Below are 18236 nucleotides of genomic sequence, written 5' to 3' on the forward strand. Positions count from 1 at the left end.
CCCTTTTTTAAGTTTTTTTCGTTTTTTTATTCGTTCGATTAAAAAGAACTCAAAACGCCTCAAAAGTAGGCTTTTATCTTACATATTCTTCAGTTTTTCAGTGAACAAAGAGACTTTTTCCCAGTTTGTGTACTCAACTTCCTTCGTTGTATCCGTTTCACCACCTGTCATATTCATAATAAAGCGGATCATGGTTCTATCGAACCAGTTATAACGTGGGTAATAGAGGGCACCTGCAAATACACCGATTAAAGTCGGCTGCCATGGAGACTTGGTAAGGAACTTCTTAATATACGCACTGCCTTCTGGTGTATCTTTGCCTTGGTCTTCTTTACGCGCCGTTAAGTTAACACAGAAGAACGCAACCTTGCTTGATTGCAACTGAGTAAGGTTGGCATCAATAAATTGATATAGCTTCTTATTAAGGTGGCCATAACGAATCGATGCGCCAATCAACACTCTGTCGTACTGAGCAAAGTCCACCTTGCCAATAGTGTGCAGATCTTGAAGCTCACATTCGAACTCACTCATTTCTTCTTTTATATAGTTCAAGATTTTCTTGGTCTGCCCTTCACGGCTTGAATACAAAAATAGAACTTTTGCCACAATGTTGTCCTTAGCTACGCCAAAACGTAGGGGTCAATAAGATTAATAAGGTGAAGATTTCTAATCGGCCAAACAGCATAGATACGATAAGTACCCATTTTGCTTTGTCGTTCACATCGCCAAAGTGCACCGCGACTTCACCAAGGCCCGGGCCAAGGTTATTTAATGTCGCCGCTACCGCAGAGAAAGCACTCAACTCGTCCATACCAGTTGCAATAAGAGCCAGCATACAAACCACAAACACTAATGCGTATGCAGAGAAGAAGCCCCAGACCGCATCTACAACACGTTGTGGTAGTGCAGAACCGCCAACCTTGATGGTATAGACAGCCCGTGGGTGAACAAGACGCTTCATTTCACGAGCACCTTGCAGAGTAAGTAGTAAGATTCGAATCACTTTCATACCACCACCCGTAGAACCTGCACATCCCCCTATAAAAGAAGAGAACAAAAGCAGTACGGGTAAGAACAATGGCCACTCTGAGAAACCCGTCGTTGTAAAACCCGCGGTCGTAGAGATAGACACGGTTTGGAACAAGGCTTGGTCGAAAGCATCGTAGTACGAATCATAAGAGTGATGATTGAGCAGTAATAAGAAACAAACCAAGAACAGTACTGCCTGAATAAAGATAAAGGCGCGGAACTCAGGATCTTTCCAATAATACTTAGGATGCACACCACCTGAAGCAAATGCAGCAAAGTGAAGCGAATAGTTACATGCGGATATAAGAAGGAACACAACTGTAATCATGTTGATCGCAGGGCTATTGAAATACCCCATGCTCGCATCGTGAGTCGAGAAGCCACCAATCGCAATAGTAGAGAAGCTATGACTGATGGCATCAAAGAAGCTCATCCCAGCAAGCCAAAACGCCACTGCACAAGCAATGGTTAAGCTCAGGTAGATGTACCAAAGCGCTTTTGCCGTTTCAGCAATACGCGGAGTCATCTTGCTATCTTTTACTGGACCCGGGATTTCAGCACGATATAACTGCATACCACCGATACCCAGAACAGGGAGGATAGCTACCGCTAATACGATGATACCCATACCACCAAACCATTGTAGGAACTGACGATAAAAAAGAATCGCCTTAGGCAGATCATCGAGGCCGACAATTACGGTCGCACCTGTCGTAGTTAATGCAGAGAAGGATTCGAAGAAAGCATCGGTTACCGACACATTGGGGTTATCGGCGATCAAAAACGGCAGCGCACCCGCACTACCGATTACCGTCCAAAACAGAACAACAATCAAAAAGCCATCACGCGCTTTCAATTCATGCTTATAACGTCGGTTTGGAAACCAGCAAGTTGCTCCACAGAATAAGAGAACGAAGAAGGTCGTCACAAATGGCACACCCGCACCATCTCGATAGATCAGTGCGACGAGCGCAGGAGCAAGCATTGATACACTAAAAAGTGCTAATAATAATCCGACGATTCGAATAATTGAGCGAAATTGCATGAGCTATTGAACGAAGCGAAATGCTTCACACTTCCTAGTTGTCTTTGACTTTCGTTACCAGTGCCTTAGCACCGCTTTTATTGATCATGGTTTGGGTAAACGAATCTACCTGAAGGAGCTCTATTTCAATAATAAGCTCAACTTGAACACCATAATCCGCTTGGACCTCAACAGCCTGATGCTGAGCCATGATGGATTGTGCGATCGGCACAAAGCCATAGTCTAACTCTAGCCGTAATTTTGTGGTTATTTTTTTCTCGATAGTTTGAAGCAGCTTGAGAGCTTGTTGTACGCCACCGCCGTAAGCCTTAACCAAACCGCCGGTTCCAAGCTTAATTCCGCCAGAGTAGCGCGTCACAACAGCCGTTAATTCACCGACACCAGAGCCCGATAGTTGCGCCAAGATAGGCTTACCCGCTGTACCCGAGGGTTCACCATCATCACTGAAACCCCAAAGCATTGAGTCTTCAGGTCGACCAGCAACAAAACCCCAACAGTTATGTCGTGCTGAAGAATGCTCTTTTTTCACCTGTTCTACGAACTGTTTTGCAGCTTCAACACTTGGAGTATGAGCAAGATGCGTAATAAAGACGCTCTTTTTTATCTCTTCTTCAAACAGAGCCGACGCAGAAGGTATTAAATAAGGCTGTTCATTCATATCGTTAACTTAGTTAATAAGAGCGACGAAGTGTATCACGCGTGAATAATAAGGGTTAGAGGATCTGTGCTATCGCACAATGTTAAACAATTGTTTAAAAAATGTATTGAAATTAATCAAGCAGAGGTACAGACTAAGATAACTGGTCTTACCAGGTATTCTACAATAATAGAAAGATAACAAGATTCTCTCAAACAATCGTGGATTGTATGTCATGGAGATAGACAATGATTTACCAAGCTAACACCCTACAGGTAAAGGAATTACAAGATGGTATTGCGGAATTAAGCTTCTGTGCACCAGCCTCTGTAAACAAACTCGACCTTGCTACTTTAGAATCACTAGATAAAGCGTTAGATGCTCTTAATGCTCACGCAGGATTACGTGGTTTAATCTTAACTTCAAACAAAGACGCGTTCATTGTAGGCGCAGACATCACTGAATTTCTTGGCCTATTTGCTAAGCCAGAAGCAGAACTTGATGAATGGTTAAGATTCGCTAATTCAATCTTCAGCAAGCTCGAAGACCTTCCTGTCCCAACTCTTTCAATGATGCGTGGCCATGCCCTTGGCGGCGGCTGTGAATGTGTACTCGCTACCGATTTCCGTATCGGTGACAAGACCACCAGCATTGGCCTACCTGAAACCAAACTTGGCATCATGCCTGGTTTTGGTGGTTGTGTACGCCTACCTCGTGTTATCGGTGCTGACAGCGCAATGGAAATTATCACGCAAGGCAAAGCATGCCGTGCAGATGAAGCGCTTAAAGTTGGCTTGTTAGATGCGATTGTTGAAACAGACCAGTTACTAGAATCGGCAATCAATACCGTTTCTCTGGCTGCTAATGAAAAATTAGACTGGCAGCTACGCCGTAAACAAAAGACATCAGCGCTTTCACTAAGCAAACTCGAAGCGATGATGAGCTTTACCATGGCGAAGGGCTTAGTTGCTCAAAAAGCAGGGCCTCACTACCCAGCTCCGATTACTTCTGTGATTGCGATTGAAGAAGCAGCACGCAGCAATCGCGATGCAGCACTCGACATCGAACGTAAGCACTTCGTTAAGCTAGCGAAATCGGAAGAAGCAAAAGCATTAGTTGGCTTATTCCTGAATGACCAGTACATCAAAGGCTTAGCGAAACAAGCGGGTAAGTCAGCAAACAAAGCAACTGAGCGTGCAGCCGTACTTGGTGCAGGTATCATGGGCGGCGGTATTGCTTACCAATCAGCTCTAAAAGGCGTGCCAGTGATGATGAAAGACATCGCACAAGCATCGCTTGATCTAGGTATGAACGAAGCATCTAAGCTGTTGAATAAACGCTTATCACGCGGTCGCTTAGATGGATTCAAGATGGCAGGTATTCTGTCTTCTATTACTCCAAGCCTGCATTACGCGGGTGTAGAACAGTCGGATGTGATTGTTGAAGCAGTAGTAGAAAACCCGAAAGTAAAAGCAGCAGTACTGAGCGAAGTGGAAGGTTTGGTTGGTGAAGACACGGTTCTAACATCAAACACCTCTACAATTCCGATCAACCTGCTAGCGAAATCACTGAAGCGCCCAGAAAACTTCTGTGGCATGCACTTCTTTAACCCTGTGCATCGCATGCCTTTGGTTGAGATCATCCGTGGTGAACAAACTTCAGAAGAGACCATCAATCGCGTGGTTGCTTACGCAGCGAAGATGGGTAAATCCCCAATCGTTGTTAACGACTGCCCAGGCTTCTTCGTTAACCGTGTACTTTTCCCTTACTTTGGCGGTTTCAGCATGTTGCTACGCGACGGTGCTGATTTCACTAAGATCGATAAAGTGATGGAGCGCAAGTTCGGTTGGCCAATGGGCCCGGCTTACTTACTAGACGTTGTAGGCCTAGACACTGCACACCACGCACAAGCTGTGATGGCGCAAGGTTTCCCAGAGCGTATGGGCAAAGAAGGTCGTGATGCGATTGATGCACTTTACGTTGCTGAAAAATACGGTCAGAAAAACGGTAGCGGTTTCTACACATACAGCGTAGACAAGCGTGGTCGTCCGAAGAAGACCTTCTCTGAAGACATTCTTCCTATCTTGGCTGACGTATGTCAAGCACCACAAGATTTTGATGACCAAACAATTATCCAGCGCGTGATGATTCCAATGATCAACGAAGTGGTGCTTTGTCTAGAAGAAGGCATTATCGCGACACCGCAAGAAGCGGATATGGCACTGGTTTACGGTTTAGGCTTCCCTCCATTTAGAGGCGGCGTATTCCGCTACTTAGACAGTGTGGGCATTGGTAACTTCGTTGAAATGGCGAAAGGCTACCAAGACTTAGGTGCAATGTACCAAGTTCCTCAGCTATTGCTTGATATGGCAGCGAAGGGCGAAAGCTTTTACGACAGCCAACAAGCCAGTTCTCTGTAACCCACATTTGGAAAAGGAATAGCAAAATGAAAAATGTAGTTGTTGTTGATTGCCTTCGCACCCCAATGGGACGTTCCAAAGGTGGAGCTTTCCGTCACACTCGTGCTGAAGATCTGTCTGCACATTTGATGAAAGGCATTTTAGAGCGCAACCCAGAAGTAAACCCTGTCGAAATTGAAGATATTTACTGGGGTTGTGTACAACAAACACTAGAGCAAGGCTTCAACGTTGCACGTAACGCTGCCTTGCTTGCTGGTCTACCGATTGAGATTGGTGCTGTAACAGTCAACCGTTTATGTGGTTCATCTATGCAAGCTTTGCATGATGCAACTCGCTCTATCATGGTTGGTGATGCTGAAATCTGCCTGATTGGTGGTGTGGAGCACATGGGCCACGTACCAATGAACCATGGTGTTGATTTTCACCCAGGCATGTCAAAACACGTAGCGAAAGCGGCCGGCATGATGGGGCTAACCGCTGAGATGCTAGGTAAAATGCACGGTATTAGCCGTGAAGACCAAGATGCATTCGCAGCACGCTCACATGCTCGAGCTCAAGCAGCAACAGTTGAAGGTCGTTTCAAAAACGAAATTCTACCAACCGAAGCTCACGCAGCCGACGGTTCACTGTTCACTCTGGATTACGATGAAGTCATTCGCCCAGAAACTACGGTTGAAGGCTTATCTCAGCTTCGCCCGGTATTTGACCCAGCAAACGGTACGGTAACAGCAGGTACTTCATCAGCACTGTCTGATGGTGCATCGGCAATGCTTATCATGAGCGAAGAGAAAGCCAACGCACTTGGCCTGAAGATTCGCGCTCGCGTGAAGTCGATGGCTATCGCTGGCTGCGATCCTTCAATCATGGGTTACGGCCCAGTACCAGCGACGAAAAAAGCACTTAAACGTGCAGGCCTAACCATCGAAGATATGGGTGTGATTGAGCTAAACGAAGCGTTTGCTGCTCAATCTCTTCCATGTGCGAAAGACCTAGGTCTACTGGATGTTATTGACGAGAAAGTAAACCTTAACGGCGGTGCGATTGCTCTGGGTCACCCACTAGGCTGTTCTGGTTCTCGTATCTCGACGACGCTAATCAACCTGATGGAAGCACAAGACGTGAAATACGGCTTGGCGACTATGTGTATTGGTTTAGGCCAAGGTATTGCAACGGTATTTGAACGCCCATAGCGTTTACTGACTGTAATATTTGAAGGGTAATCTTTTGTGCAGCTATATTTATATAGCTGCACTTTTTATTGCTTGGCATCCAACAATGCATCGATTGTGTTCAGCGAACTCAACGAGAGAAAAACCAACCCTGACATCTATGCACAAAACGCATATATTCAATGTTGATGTTTCATTATTTTTTCTCGGATGATTCAACTAAAGTTACTTCAGTTTCCTAATATTCCTCCACGGAGCAGATCATGTTTAAAGCACTTGTACTAAACCAAGAAGACAAAAAAACTATCGCGTCAGTTTCTCAAATTGAAGAATCTCAATTACCAGAAGGTAACGTGAAGATTGATGTTAGCTACTCTTCTTTGAACTACAAAGATGGTTTGGCGATTACAGGTAAAGGGCGCATTGTTCGCAACTTCCCTATGGTTCCTGGTATCGACCTTTCTGGTGTGGTTTCACAATCTGATGACCCACGCTACAAAGCAGGCGACGAAGTTGTTTTAACGGGTTGGGGGGTTGGTGAAGGTCACTGGGGCGGCATGGCTGAAAAAGCGAGCCTAAACGGTGATTGGTTAGTGCCAATGCCTAAAGGTCTAGACGCTAAGAAAGTCATGGCGATCGGTACAGCAGGCTTCACGGCAATGCTTTGTGTGCAAGCTATCGTAGATGCAGGCATCAAACCAGAAGACGGTGAAATCCTAGTTACCGGCGCAAGTGGCGGTGTAGGTAGCGTATCTATCACTCTACTAAACCAACTGGGCTACAAAGTGGCAGCAGTGACTGGCCGTGCTTCTGTAAACGGTGAACTACTTAAATCACTAGGCGCGACACGTATTGTAGAGCGTGCTGAACTAGAAGAACCAGCTAAGCCACTAGAAAAACAACTGTGGGCTGGCGCTATCGATACGGTAGGCAGCAAAGTGCTTGCGAAAGTATTGGCGCAAATTGATTACAACGGTGCGGTTGCGATGTGTGGTCTAGCAGGCGGTTTTGACTTACCAACCACGGTAATGCCATTCATTCTGCGTAACGTTCGCCTACAAGGTGTTGATTCTGTAATGTGCCCTCGTGAAAAACGTATTAAAGCGTGGGAACAACTGGCTGAGCTACTACCAGAATCTTTCTACGCTCAAGCAACCAAAGAAGTGTCTTTAGACGGTGCAATTCAAGCAGCAGAAGACATCACTAACGGTCAAATCACTGGTCGCGTAGTCATTAAACTATAGGCTCTCAAACATAAAGTTATCAAACCTTAAGCAACAGCTTTAGGCTTGGATAACCCAAAACAACAAAGGGCTGATTTTTATCAGCCCTTTTGCGTTTTTGTCATTCGGGTCAAGTGAACTCAGACTCAGATCCGGTTAACCCAAACCGACATCCGCAATCCGTTTTTGAATCAACTCACCACACTCTTCTTTTACCACTCTTCTTAACCATTGTTGTGAAGCAGAAGAATCGCAACGCGAGTGCCAGATCAGTGAGTAATCAAACGGCATAAATTCAAATGGTAATGGCTTAACAACCAAGTCATAACGCTCTGCTACCAAATAAGCCAAATCAGCAGGCACAGTAATCACCAACGGCATTCTATCAACAATCGCCAATGCAGCTTCAAGGTGATAAGCACGCAACACCATTTTACGAGGCTGTTGATTGGCTAACGCGTTGTCTAATAAAGCCTTAACACCATCACTGATCGCAATCATCGCATGTGGGAGTGAAACATAGTCTTCAAGGCTTAAAGGTTGATCGGCTAATGGATGGTTTTTAGATAACAGACACGACACACCAACCGGCCCCAAGACTTCTTGATGAAGTGGTGCAATGCTGCCACTCGGACGACAGATCGCCATATCAACGCGTTCGGTGCTGAGCTGTTTAAACAAATGCTCATGCTGCAACGGAGCAAACTCCAAAGAGATATTGGGTGCTTGTTCATAAATCTTAGGCAACGCATAAGGCAAGATGGTTTGCATCGCATAATCGGTGGTAGCGATCAGAAAACGTTCGCTGCAATAGTAAGGGTCAAAGTCACTCGGACTCAGCAATTGGCGAAAAGACTCCAAAGGCTGATCAATACGCTGACTGATCTCGAGTGCTTTCTTGGTAGGAATAAGGTGCTGACCTTGACGTGTAAACAACGGATCGTTTAGTAATTCTCTTAAACGCCCTAATACTCGACTGGTTGCGGATTGGCTTAAGTTAAGACGAAGCGCGGCCTGGCTTACGCTGCCCTCTTCAATCAATACCTTTAAAGCGACCAATAAATTAAGGTCTCTACGATAGATGTCTTCTAATTCCACGCCACTTACCTAGCTGTATACGATTGCCATTAGTCACTAAGTTGTTTATAGCATGCTTTAGATAAAAAAAATCCCGCAATTACGCGGGGAAGCCCAAGAAAATTGGGGGATAGTGTCGGAATGTTGTCGTATCGGAATTCGCTTGCTGTATTCGGGTTAGTGCTCTTGCTCTTCGGCTATGCCTTGCCAACGGCGCATCTCTACCCAAATACCAATAATCGTTGCTACTATGCCAAAAATAGGCATCAGTGAGGTCTCTGTCGATGAGCGTAGTACTAACGCACAAAAAGAAATAAAACAGAGAACCGAATAAATTGTTAATCTATCTAATCCTGTCAACATCGCCACTCCTTAGCTAGTTGCCTTTGCTTCAAGTTGTTATCAACTTGTTAACTAAGTTATAGGAAATGATTCTGTTTGCCAAGCACTTATTGCATATTTTTTCTGCAGACGTATTATTCACTCGTTAGATAGATATAGAGATACAAACCATGACATTCAAACCTGAACTGGCAACCCATACTTTAGAAGCTGAAGGCCTGCGTTGCCCGGAACCAGTAATGATGGTCAGGAAGACAATTAGAAACATGCAGGATGGCGATGTGTTACTGGTAAAAGCTGACGATCCTTCGACAACTCGAGATATTCCGAGCTTTTGTCGATTCATGGATCACCAGTTGGTAGGCCAAGCAACAGAAACGTTGCCTTACCAGTATTTGATCAGAAAGGGATTGGAGGCGTAACGCCCCACCGACTATCAAGTATCAAAAAAGCCGCTCGTACCTTATGTTCTTAAACAGAACTCAGAGTACGAGCGGCTTTTTGTTTATTCGCTTCTAGATTTGTTTTGCAGATGCTCCAGCTGATGCTGAATTTCTCGGATATCTTTGCGCATCGGAATAATATGCGCGACCCGAATCCAAGCCTCTACCGCAAGTGCAGTCATGATGATGGCACCCGCGACCATTGGTAGCCACATGTCCGTCAACACCATGCCTAACAGTGTAAGTGCAAGACCAAAAGTAAATAGATAACTTTGGCTTTGTGGAGTAATACCCATATAACGCGTCAACATAGTCATGCCCTCGTGTTCTTAACTCACAAGATTAAAATATCATGACAAGTATGACAGTTATATGTCCATTCGCTCGATAAACCCCACAATACTGTAAGAGTATGACCTACAACACATTACTCTACTGATTGAGTATAATAAGACTCAATACCACCTGTTAATAGAAAGCAGCAGCGATAGCTAAACCCACGAATAGCAAGGCTGTGATCTTACGAATCAGATCAAGAGGCATCTTATCAGCAGACAGCTTACCGATGATCACCACAGGCACATTTGCCAGCAACATACCAATGGTTGTACCCAGAATCACCCACGCTAATGCATCTGCATATTGAGCCCCTAGGATAGAGGTCGCAATTTGGGTTTTATCGCCGATCTCAGCAATAAAGAAAGCGATAAAACTGGCGACAAACGGTCCTCGGTTTGAGATCTGTTCATCGTCATCTAACTTATCGGGAATCAAAATCCAGCCAGCCATCGCAATGAAACTGACCACCAGCACCCACTTTAATACTTCAGGTGAAAGATAATCAGCAACCACGACCCCGAGCCATGCTGCAAGGGCATGATTGGCAATGGTGGCAAAGAAGATAGCTGCGATGATAGGTATCGGCTTGCGATATCGACTGGCTAATAAAAGAGATAGCAACTGAGTCTTATCACCGATCTCGGCTAAGGCGACAGTTGTAATTGAAATTGCTAAAACGCTCACGACATGCTCATTTGGGATGGGGATTATTATATTTAACCAAAGACAAACCTCGCGCCCCATCCCGGTTCACGATGCTTGTCTATGGTCTTGCTAAGCACCACCAAGGTGGTGGTTGCCTCGAACGCCATGATGATTTTGCATCAATTATGTTGACGAACGAACTCATTCAATAGGATATGAATAAGTAAGCTACTCCCCAAAGACCGCGAGATTTTAATAGCCCATGCTTTCAAACACAAGTGTCAAAGTTATCAAAATATCCACTTGTGCCGAAAAACAAACATTAAAGGCACAAAAATCCACTAAACGACATTTTAGACCACTAATTAAACAAGATTACCCCTACTCGCTTTACGAATATCTCGGTATACTCAGAGGTTATTTTTCTCATTCATTTAAAAGAATCGCGCGAACCTGACTATGCAAAAATACGATATCAAAACCTTCCAGGGAATGATCCTCGCGCTGCAGGATTACTGGGCTCAAAACGGTTGTACCATTGTTCAACCTCTAGATATGGAAGTAGGTGCCGGCACCTCTCACCCAATGACATGTCTACGAGCACTTGGCCCAGAGCCAATGTCTACAGCTTACGTTCAACCTTCTCGTCGTCCGACCGATGGCCGTTACGGTGAAAACCCGAACCGTCTGCAGCACTACTACCAATTCCAAGTAGCGCTAAAACCATCGCCAGACAATATCCAAGAGTTGTACCTAGGCTCCCTAGAGGTTCTTGGTGTTGACCCACTTGTTCACGACATTCGCTTCGTTGAAGATAACTGGGAAAACCCAACACTAGGCGCATGGGGCCTTGGTTGGGAAGTATGGCTAAACGGCATGGAAGTAACTCAGTTTACTTACTTCCAACAGGTTGGCGGCCTTGAGTGTAAGCCAGTAACTGGCGAGATCACTTACGGTATCGAGCGTCTAGCAATGTACATCCAGGAAGTAGATTCTGTTTACGACCTAGTATGGAACGTAGCACCAGACGGTTCTAACGTGACTTACGGTGACATCTTCCACCAAAACGAAGTTGAGCAATCGACGTACAACTTCGAGCACGCAGACGTAGATTTCCTATTCACTTTCTTCGACCAGTGCGAGAAAGAGTGTAAAGAGCTACTTGAGCTTGAGAAGCCACTGCCGCTTCCAGCTTACGAGCGCATTCTAAAAGCAGGTCACGCATTCAACATCCTTGATGCGCGCAAAGCTATCTCTGTAACAGAGCGTCAACGTTACATCCTTCGTATCCGCAACCTGACTAAATCAGTTGCTGAAGCGTACTACGCGTCACGTGAAGCGCTTGGCTTCCCAATGTGTAAGAAGGAAGGTAAATAATCATGGCGAAGAATTTTCTAATTGAACTGGGTACGGAAGAGCTTCCACCAACAGCACTTCGTTCTCTAGCAGAAGCGTTTGCTTCTAACTTTGAAGCAGGTCTTAAAACGGCTGAGCTTTCTCACGAAGGCATCAAGTGGTACGCAGCACCTCGTCGTCTAGCACTTAAAGTAACTGCACTGGCTGAAGGCCAAGCAGACAAAGTGGTTGAGAAACGTGGCCCTGCTGTTTCTGTGGCATTCGATGCTGAAGGCAACGCGACCAAAGCGGCACAAGGTTGGGCTCGTGGTAACGGTATTACTGTTGAGCAAGCTGACCGTCTGAAAACAGACAAAGGCGAGTGGCTTCTTTTCAAACAAGAAGTAGCTGGCAAACCAGTTCAAGAATTGGTGATGGACATTGCTGCGAAAGCACTGGCTGGCCTACCAATTCCTAAAGCAATGCGCTGGGGTAACTCAGACATTCAATTTATCCGTCCAGTAAAAACACTGACAGTACTACTAGGTGATGAGCTTGTTGAAGGCGAAATCCTAGGCGTAGCATCTGCTCGTACTATCCGTGGCCACCGTTTCATGGGCGAACAAGAGTTCACAATCGACTCTGCTGACCAATACCCTGCGATCCTAGAAGAGCGCGGTAAAGTAATGGCAGATTACGAAGCGCGTAAAGCGATCATCCTTGCTGATTCGCAAAAAGCGGCAGCTGCGGTTGGCGGTACAGCTGACCTAGAAGATGACCTTGTTGAAGAAGTAACGTCTCTGGTTGAATGGCCAGTAGTACTGACAGCGAAGTTTGAAGAAGAGTTCCTAAAAGTCCCTTCTGAAGCTTTGGTTTACACCATGAAGGGTGACCAAAAGTACTTCCCTGTTTACGATGACAACAAGAAGCTACTACCGAACTTCATCTTCGTATCGAACATCGAGTCTAAAGAGCCTCGTCACGTTATCGAAGGTAACGAGAAAGTGGTACGCCCACGTCTTGCTGATGCTGAATTCTTCTTCAACACAGACCGTAAGCGCCCGCTTATCGACCGTCTTGCTGAACTAGACCAGGCTATCTTCCAGAAGCAATTGGGTACTATCAAAGACAAAACAGACCGCATCACAGAGCTTGCAGGCTACATTGCTGAGCAAATCGATGCTGACGTTGAAAAGTCTAAACGTGCTGGCCTACTGGCTAAGTGTGACCTAATGACCTCTATGGTATTCGAATTTACGGATACTCAAGGTGTGATGGGCATGCACTACGCGACTCACGACGGTGAAGACAAGCAAGTTGCACTGGCACTTTACGAGCAATACATGCCTCGTTTCGCGGGTGACGATCTACCAAGCACTGGTATCTCTTCAGCAGTAGCAATGGCAGACAAGCTAGACACTATCGTAGGTATCTTCGGTATTGGCCAAGCACCAAAAGGTTCTGACCCATTTGCACTTCGTCGTGCGTCTCTAGGTGTGCTACGTATCATCGTTGAAAACGGCTACAACCTAGACCTAACTGATCTGATCGGCAAAGCGAAAGAGCTACTAGGCGACAAGCTGACTAACAAAAACGTAGAAGCTGACGTTACCGACTTCATGCTAGGTCGTTTCCGCGCATGGTACCAAGATGCTGGTTTCAGCGTTGATATCATCCAAGCGGTACTAGCACGTCGTCCAACTAAGCCTGCTGACTTTGACCAACGTGTTAAAGCGGTTTCTCACTTCCGTGAACTGGAAGCAGCAGAAGCACTAGCAGCAGCGAACAAGCGTGTAGGTAATATCCTTGCGAAATTCGATGGCGAGCTACCAGCTGAAATCGACCTAACGCTTCTTCAAGAAGACGCAGAGAAAGCACTGGCTGAAAACGTTGAAGTAATGACGGAAGCACTAGAACCAGCATTCGCAACAGGTAACTACCAAGAAGCCCTAAGCAAGCTTGCTGATCTACGTGAACCAGTTGATGCATTCTTCGATAACGTAATGGTTATGGCTGATGACGAAGCGCTTAAGAAGAACCGTCTAACGCTACTGAACAACCTACGTAACCTGTTCCTACAGATTGCTGACATCTCTCTACTGCAAAAATAAGCACAAGTGAGACAATTACTCTAAGTCATACTCTGAGTAATTAACGGTAAACACCCAAAGGGAAGCGAAAGCTTCCCTTTTTGTTTTTGTGAACCAAGCATTTGTTTGTAGAGGTCTTATTGATTAACTGAATGAAACAGCACTCAGACTGTAGAGGGCATTGTTTGCTATAACTGACCTGTTTATTCAGGGGAAGGGAACAATGAAAAAAACAGTACTCGCGCTTTCAATACTCGCACTCAGCGCATGCAGCCAAACCAGTGACAACAACCTATTACTGACAATTGATAACGACACTGTCGTATTCGAATCATCCGGTAAAGGCACCGTGATTGCAGAACAGGAACTCGCGAAAGGTAGCTATACCTTCTCTATCAGCGATACTCAAAATACCTGTGGCACCAACTATGCGCTGGCTGAAGAAAACCGCATCAAATTCAATAAACCCCTTCGCCTAGACGACTGCGCCGAGAAGTCTGAATTAGATATCAAGATCTTTCGCGCTAACACCTATCAGTTTATGCTCAACCCACAAACCAATGAACTGACCGTTCAGATAAAGCCGAAGCAACAACAAGTACAAAGCTTTGCTTGTCCGGTTCCTAGTGACGAACCAACCATCATCGACGTTGCTCAAACCTTTGATGATGGCACCGTGGTTAGAGACGCTCTTTCAGGCAAACAAGTCACAGTAACGAATGGCAGCGTCACCATGCAGCCAGCAGAAAATAGCCAAGGTGTTCTGCTGCTTGAGAAAGTAGAACCAGAAACCAAAGCTGACTTTAGTTGGGATAACGCCACGGTTTACTTCGTAATGACTGACCGTTTCCACAATGGTAATCCTGATAACGACAACAGTTACGGTCGCAACCAAGATGGACAAGACGAAATCGGCACCTTCCACGGTGGTGACTTGGCAGGCTTAACCGAAAAACTCGATTACATAGAATCACTCGGTGCTAATGCTATCTGGATAACGTCTCCGTTAGAGCAAATCCACGGCTGGGTTGGCGGCGGTGATCGAGGTGACTTCAAACACTACGGCTACCACGGCTACTACCATCAAGATTGGACCAAGCTCGATGACAACATGGGCACCGAAGACGAGCTAAAAACCTTCATCGATACCGCGCATAGCAAAGGCATTCGTGTTGTTTGGGATGTGGTAATGAACCACACCGGCTATGCGACGCTTGCCGACATGCAAGAGTTTGATTTTGGTAAGCTCAACCTAACTGACGAAGAAGCCAAGCAAACACTTGGCGAAAACTGGACAGATTGGCAACCTGCCAAAGGTCAGAACTGGCACTACTTCAACAACTACATCTCTTACAGCGACAAAGAAGCGTGGGAAAAGTGGTGGGGCAAAGCTTGGCTACGCAGCGATATCGGCGCCTATGACTCTCCGGGCTACAATAACCTCACCATGTCTTTGGCGCATCTGCCCGATTTCAAAACAGAGTCGACAGAGACAATCGGGCTGCCTAATTTCTATCGCAATAAGTCCACCAGCGCGACCGATGAACTCAAAACACCTCGTAACCATTTAATCACTTGGTTATCGGATTGGGTGCGCGAATATGGTGTCGATGGTTTCAGGGTCGATACCGCTAAACACGTTGAACTCGAAGCATGGGCAGAACTGAAAGAGAGCACCAACCAGGCACTAGCTGAGTGGAAACAGAGCAACCCAGACAAAGCCTTAGATGATTTACCTTTCTGGATGACTGGCGAAGTGTGGGCACACAGCGTAGTCAAATCAGATTACTTTGCTAACGGCTTTGATTCGATCATCAACTTTGATTTCCAGAGCGACATCGCCCCTAAGGCGCTGAAGTGTCTATCCGATCTTGATGCTGATTACCTTCGCTACGCAGACAAGATCAACAGTGACAGCGAGTTCAATGTGTTGAGTTATCTCTCGTCTCACGACACCTCACTATTCTGGACACAGCACGGCAGCGACTTTGCCAAGCAGACCAAAGCCGCGAATGCATTAATGCTTGCTCCGGGCGCGGTACAGATCTATTACGGTGATGAAATAGCCCGTGACTTTGGCCCAACAGGTTCCGATCCAATGCAAGGCACCCGTTCAGACATGCCTTGGGATCAAATCTCCGGCGAACGTGCAGAGTTGCTAGAACATTGGCAAGCGCTTGGCCAATTCCGCCAACGCCACCCAGCTGTCGCGCAAGGTAAGCACATCATCCGTAACAGCAAGGGTTATTACGCCTTCGAACGCCAATACCAAGATGACAAGGTATTGGTTGTGTATACAGGTTCGAAGTAAACACGCACGGTTATCAAACGACATAAATTAAAAGGGAAGCTTCGGCTTCCCTTTTTTGATCACCAAAAGCGCGTTCAATAAGCAAGCTGTCACTCATTAGCCAAACTTTATAGAAGTTTTTTTCGTGTTAGAGCATTTGGCGCTATGCGTCGCAAAAACATTGCGGTATGTTCAAGGAATACACTGATGGCAGGCATAAGGTCTGCCTTACTGACACATAACAAGCAATCACAATGAATTAGGTAAAATTAGTAATGCAGTTCTCTAAGTTTGGCGAAAAGTTTAATCGATACTCTGGAATCACTCGTTTAATGGATGATTTGAATGATGGCCTGCGCACTCCTGGCGCTATCATGCTCGGTGGTGGCAACCCAGCCGCTATCCCTGCCATGCTCGATTACTTTAACCAAGCCAGTGCCGACATGCTCGCCAGTGGAGAACTCATCGCCGCCCTCGCCAACTACGATGGTCCGCAGGGTAAAGACAGCTTCATCAAATCGTTAGCAGCAATGCTGAAAGAGACCTACGGTTGGGACATCAGCGAGAAGAACATCAGCCTGACTAATGGCAGTCAAAGTGGCTTCTTCTACCTATTCAACCTGCTAGCAGGCCAACAGCCTGACGGCTCACATAAGAAAATCCTACTGCCGATCGCACCGGAATACATCGGCTACGGCGACGCGGGTATTGAGGACGATATTTTTATCTCTTACCACCCAGAGATCGAACTGCTAGAAAACCGTCAGTTTAAATACCACGTTGATTTTGAACAACTAAAGGTTGATGACTCAGTCGCGGCTATCTGTGCATCTCGTCCAACCAACCCAACGGGTAACGTACTGACCGACGAAGAAGTGTGTAAACTGGATAAACTGGCGCGTGAAAACAACATCCCACTGCTGATCGACAATGCTTACGGCCTGCCGTTTCCTAACATCATCTTTGAAGATGTCGAACCGTTCTGGAATGAAAATACGATTCTGTGCATGAGCCTTTCTAAGCTTGGTTTGCCGGGTGTGCGTTGCGGTATCGTAATTGCGAGTGAAGAAGTAACACAAGCATTGACCAACATGAATGGCATCATTAGCTTAGCGCCAAACAGTGTTGGCCCTGCAATTGCCAATCACATGATTGAAAAAGGCGATTTACTGCGCTTAAGTAGCGAGGTAATCAAACCTTTCTATAAAGATAAGTCACTACGTGCAGTTGAACTGTTACAAGACGCTATCGACGACCCTCGCTTCCGTATTCACAAGCCTGAAGGCGCTATCTTCTTATGGCTATGGTTTGATGAGCTGCCGATCACCACAATGGAACTGTACGACCGCCTTAAAGCTCGCGGCGTATTGATTGTTCCGGGTGAATACTTCTTTATCGGCCAAGAAGACGAGTGGGATCATGCCCATCAATGTCTACGTATGAACTACGTGCAAGATGATGAGGCGATGCAGAAAGGCATTGCTATCATTGCTGAAGAAGTGAAAAAGGCTTACTCAGAGCAGTAATAAGAGCTTTTAGCTTACCGCAGGTCAAATACAAAAAGAGCACCTCATTAGGTGCTCTTTCACTTTTACTTCCCGATATTTTTTAGCTCTAAGAAGGAGCTAACAGTAATTAGCCTTCTAGTAAACTATTACCATTGATAGCAATCTTACGTGGTTGCATCGCTTCTGGGATTTCGCGTTCGAGGTCGATGTGAAGAAGACCATTTTCCATGCTTGCACCTACCACTTTTACGTAGTCAGCCAGTTGGAATTTACGCTCGAAATCGCGCTCTGCGATACCTTGGTATACGAAGGTTTTCTCTGCTTCTGCTTTACGCTCACCTTTCACAATTAGCATGTTCTCTTTCTGAGTCAGATCTAATTGGTCATCAGCAAAACCAGCGACTGCCATAGTAATACGGTAGTTGTTCTCGTCTTTTTGCTCGATGTTGTATGGAGGGTAACCGCCAGAAGAGTTCTTCGATGTATTCGCTTCCATCATATTGAATAGACGATCGAAGCCGATTGCGTTGCGGTAAAGTGGAGTGAAATCTACAGTTCTCATAATGCTATCCTTTTAGTAAGCAATAGTCTTAGCTGCGAATTTTACTTGGATCTAACCTGTGTGTGACCCAGTAAACAGCTAA

16 protein-coding genes and 1 riboswitch are annotated in these 18236 nt (G+C 45.8%); of the genes, 8 read left to right on the forward strand and 8 right to left on the reverse strand.

The window, feature by feature from the left end:
• Positions 1–78: 78 nt before the first annotated feature.
• The 3 genes from hemG to AB4512_RS09385 are packed head-to-tail and all read right to left on the reverse strand — an operon-like array spanning position 79 to position 2732.
• Entirely contained in the window at positions 79–606 is a 528-nt protein-coding gene (gene hemG, locus AB4512_RS09375) for a menaquinone-dependent protoporphyrinogen IX dehydrogenase (RefSeq protein WP_017058824.1), read from the reverse strand.
• A 10-nt stretch (positions 607–616) separates the two neighbouring features.
• Positions 617–2074, reverse strand: coding sequence for a TrkH family potassium uptake protein (locus AB4512_RS09380; protein ID WP_008223210.1), 1458 nt, complete (start codon positions 2072–2074; stop codon positions 617–619).
• 34 nt (positions 2075–2108) lie between these two features.
• The gene (locus tag AB4512_RS09385; RefSeq protein ID WP_017058823.1) at positions 2109–2732 is read right to left on the reverse strand and encodes a YigZ family protein; all 624 of its coding nucleotides are present in this window, start codon (positions 2730–2732) and stop codon (positions 2109–2111) included.
• A 227-nt stretch (positions 2733–2959) separates the two neighbouring features.
• On the opposite strand from AB4512_RS09385, the gene fadB reads away from it, so the two are divergent.
• The 3 genes from fadB to AB4512_RS09400 all read left to right on the forward strand — a co-directional run bounded on the left by fadB (position 2960) and on the right by AB4512_RS09400 (position 7544).
• A complete protein-coding gene (gene fadB / locus AB4512_RS09390) occupies positions 2960–5131 on the forward strand; it encodes a fatty acid oxidation complex subunit alpha FadB (RefSeq protein ID WP_017058822.1) in 2172 nt (723 codons plus the stop codon).
• A 26-nt stretch (positions 5132–5157) separates the two neighbouring features.
• The gene (fadA, locus tag AB4512_RS09395; RefSeq protein WP_372174821.1) at positions 5158–6321 is read left to right on the forward strand and encodes an acetyl-CoA C-acyltransferase FadA; all 1164 of its coding nucleotides are present in this window, start codon (positions 5158–5160) and stop codon (positions 6319–6321) included.
• Positions 6322–6563: 242 nt separating this feature from the next.
• Positions 6564–7544, forward strand: a complete 981-nt coding sequence (locus tag AB4512_RS09400) for an MDR family oxidoreductase (RefSeq protein ID WP_017058820.1) — start codon at positions 6564–6566, stop codon at positions 7542–7544.
• Between the two features lie 135 nt (positions 7545–7679).
• Here the strand turns inward: AB4512_RS09400 and AB4512_RS09405 are convergent, their stop codons facing one another.
• The gene (locus AB4512_RS09405) at positions 7680–8621 is read right to left on the reverse strand and encodes a LysR family transcriptional regulator (protein ID WP_004736673.1); all 942 of its coding nucleotides are present in this window, start codon (positions 8619–8621) and stop codon (positions 7680–7682) included.
• 156 nt (positions 8622–8777) lie between these two features.
• A complete protein-coding gene (locus AB4512_RS09410; RefSeq protein WP_004736674.1) occupies positions 8778–8963 on the reverse strand; it encodes a hypothetical protein in 186 nt (61 codons plus the stop codon).
• A 149-nt stretch (positions 8964–9112) separates the two neighbouring features.
• On the opposite strand from AB4512_RS09410, the gene tusA reads away from it, so the two are divergent.
• A complete protein-coding gene (gene tusA, locus AB4512_RS09415) occupies positions 9113–9364 on the forward strand; it encodes a sulfurtransferase TusA (RefSeq protein WP_004736675.1) in 252 nt (83 codons plus the stop codon).
• An 83-nt stretch (positions 9365–9447) separates the two neighbouring features.
• On the opposite strand, the gene AB4512_RS09420 is transcribed toward tusA, so the two are convergent.
• Both AB4512_RS09420 and AB4512_RS09425 read right to left on the reverse strand, forming a co-directional pair.
• Positions 9448–9702: a hypothetical protein gene (locus AB4512_RS09420; RefSeq protein ID WP_136977445.1), complete on the reverse strand. Its 255-nt coding sequence runs from the start codon at positions 9700–9702 to the stop codon at positions 9448–9450.
• A 151-nt stretch (positions 9703–9853) separates the two neighbouring features.
• On the reverse strand, positions 9854–10408 hold the full coding sequence (locus AB4512_RS09425) for a TMEM165/GDT1 family protein (protein ID WP_017058817.1): 555 nt from the start codon (positions 10406–10408) through the stop codon (positions 9854–9856).
• Between the two features lie 93 nt (positions 10409–10501).
• Positions 10502–10618, reverse strand: a riboswitch (yybP-ykoY riboswitch).
• 210 nt (positions 10619–10828) lie between these two features.
• Here AB4512_RS09425 and glyQ point away from each other — a divergent pair.
• From glyQ to AB4512_RS09445, 4 genes are all read left to right on the forward strand, one after another.
• Positions 10829–11746, forward strand: coding sequence for a glycine--tRNA ligase subunit alpha (gene glyQ, locus AB4512_RS09430; RefSeq protein WP_017058815.1), 918 nt, complete (start codon positions 10829–10831; stop codon positions 11744–11746).
• A 2-nt stretch (positions 11747–11748) separates the two neighbouring features.
• Complete coding sequence (gene glyS / locus AB4512_RS09435) at positions 11749–13815, forward strand: glycine--tRNA ligase subunit beta (protein ID WP_372174823.1); 2067 nt, start codon at positions 11749–11751, stop codon at positions 13813–13815.
• 202 nt (positions 13816–14017) lie between these two features.
• Positions 14018–16105, forward strand: coding sequence for an alpha-amylase (locus AB4512_RS09440; RefSeq protein ID WP_372174825.1), 2088 nt, complete (start codon positions 14018–14020; stop codon positions 16103–16105).
• Positions 16106–16359: 254 nt separating this feature from the next.
• A complete protein-coding gene (locus tag AB4512_RS09445; RefSeq protein WP_372174827.1) occupies positions 16360–17610 on the forward strand; it encodes a valine--pyruvate transaminase in 1251 nt (416 codons plus the stop codon).
• A 109-nt stretch (positions 17611–17719) separates the two neighbouring features.
• Here the strand turns inward: AB4512_RS09445 and AB4512_RS09450 are convergent, their stop codons facing one another.
• A complete protein-coding gene (locus AB4512_RS09450) occupies positions 17720–18154 on the reverse strand; it encodes an Hsp20 family protein (RefSeq protein ID WP_009848140.1) in 435 nt (144 codons plus the stop codon).
• Positions 18155–18236: the final 82 nt, after the last annotated feature.

The sequence above is a fragment of the Vibrio sp. 10N.222.52.B7 genome, assembly GCF_041474275.1.
In the GTDB taxonomy this organism is placed as follows: domain Bacteria; phylum Pseudomonadota; class Gammaproteobacteria; order Enterobacterales; family Vibrionaceae; genus Vibrio; species Vibrio crassostreae_C.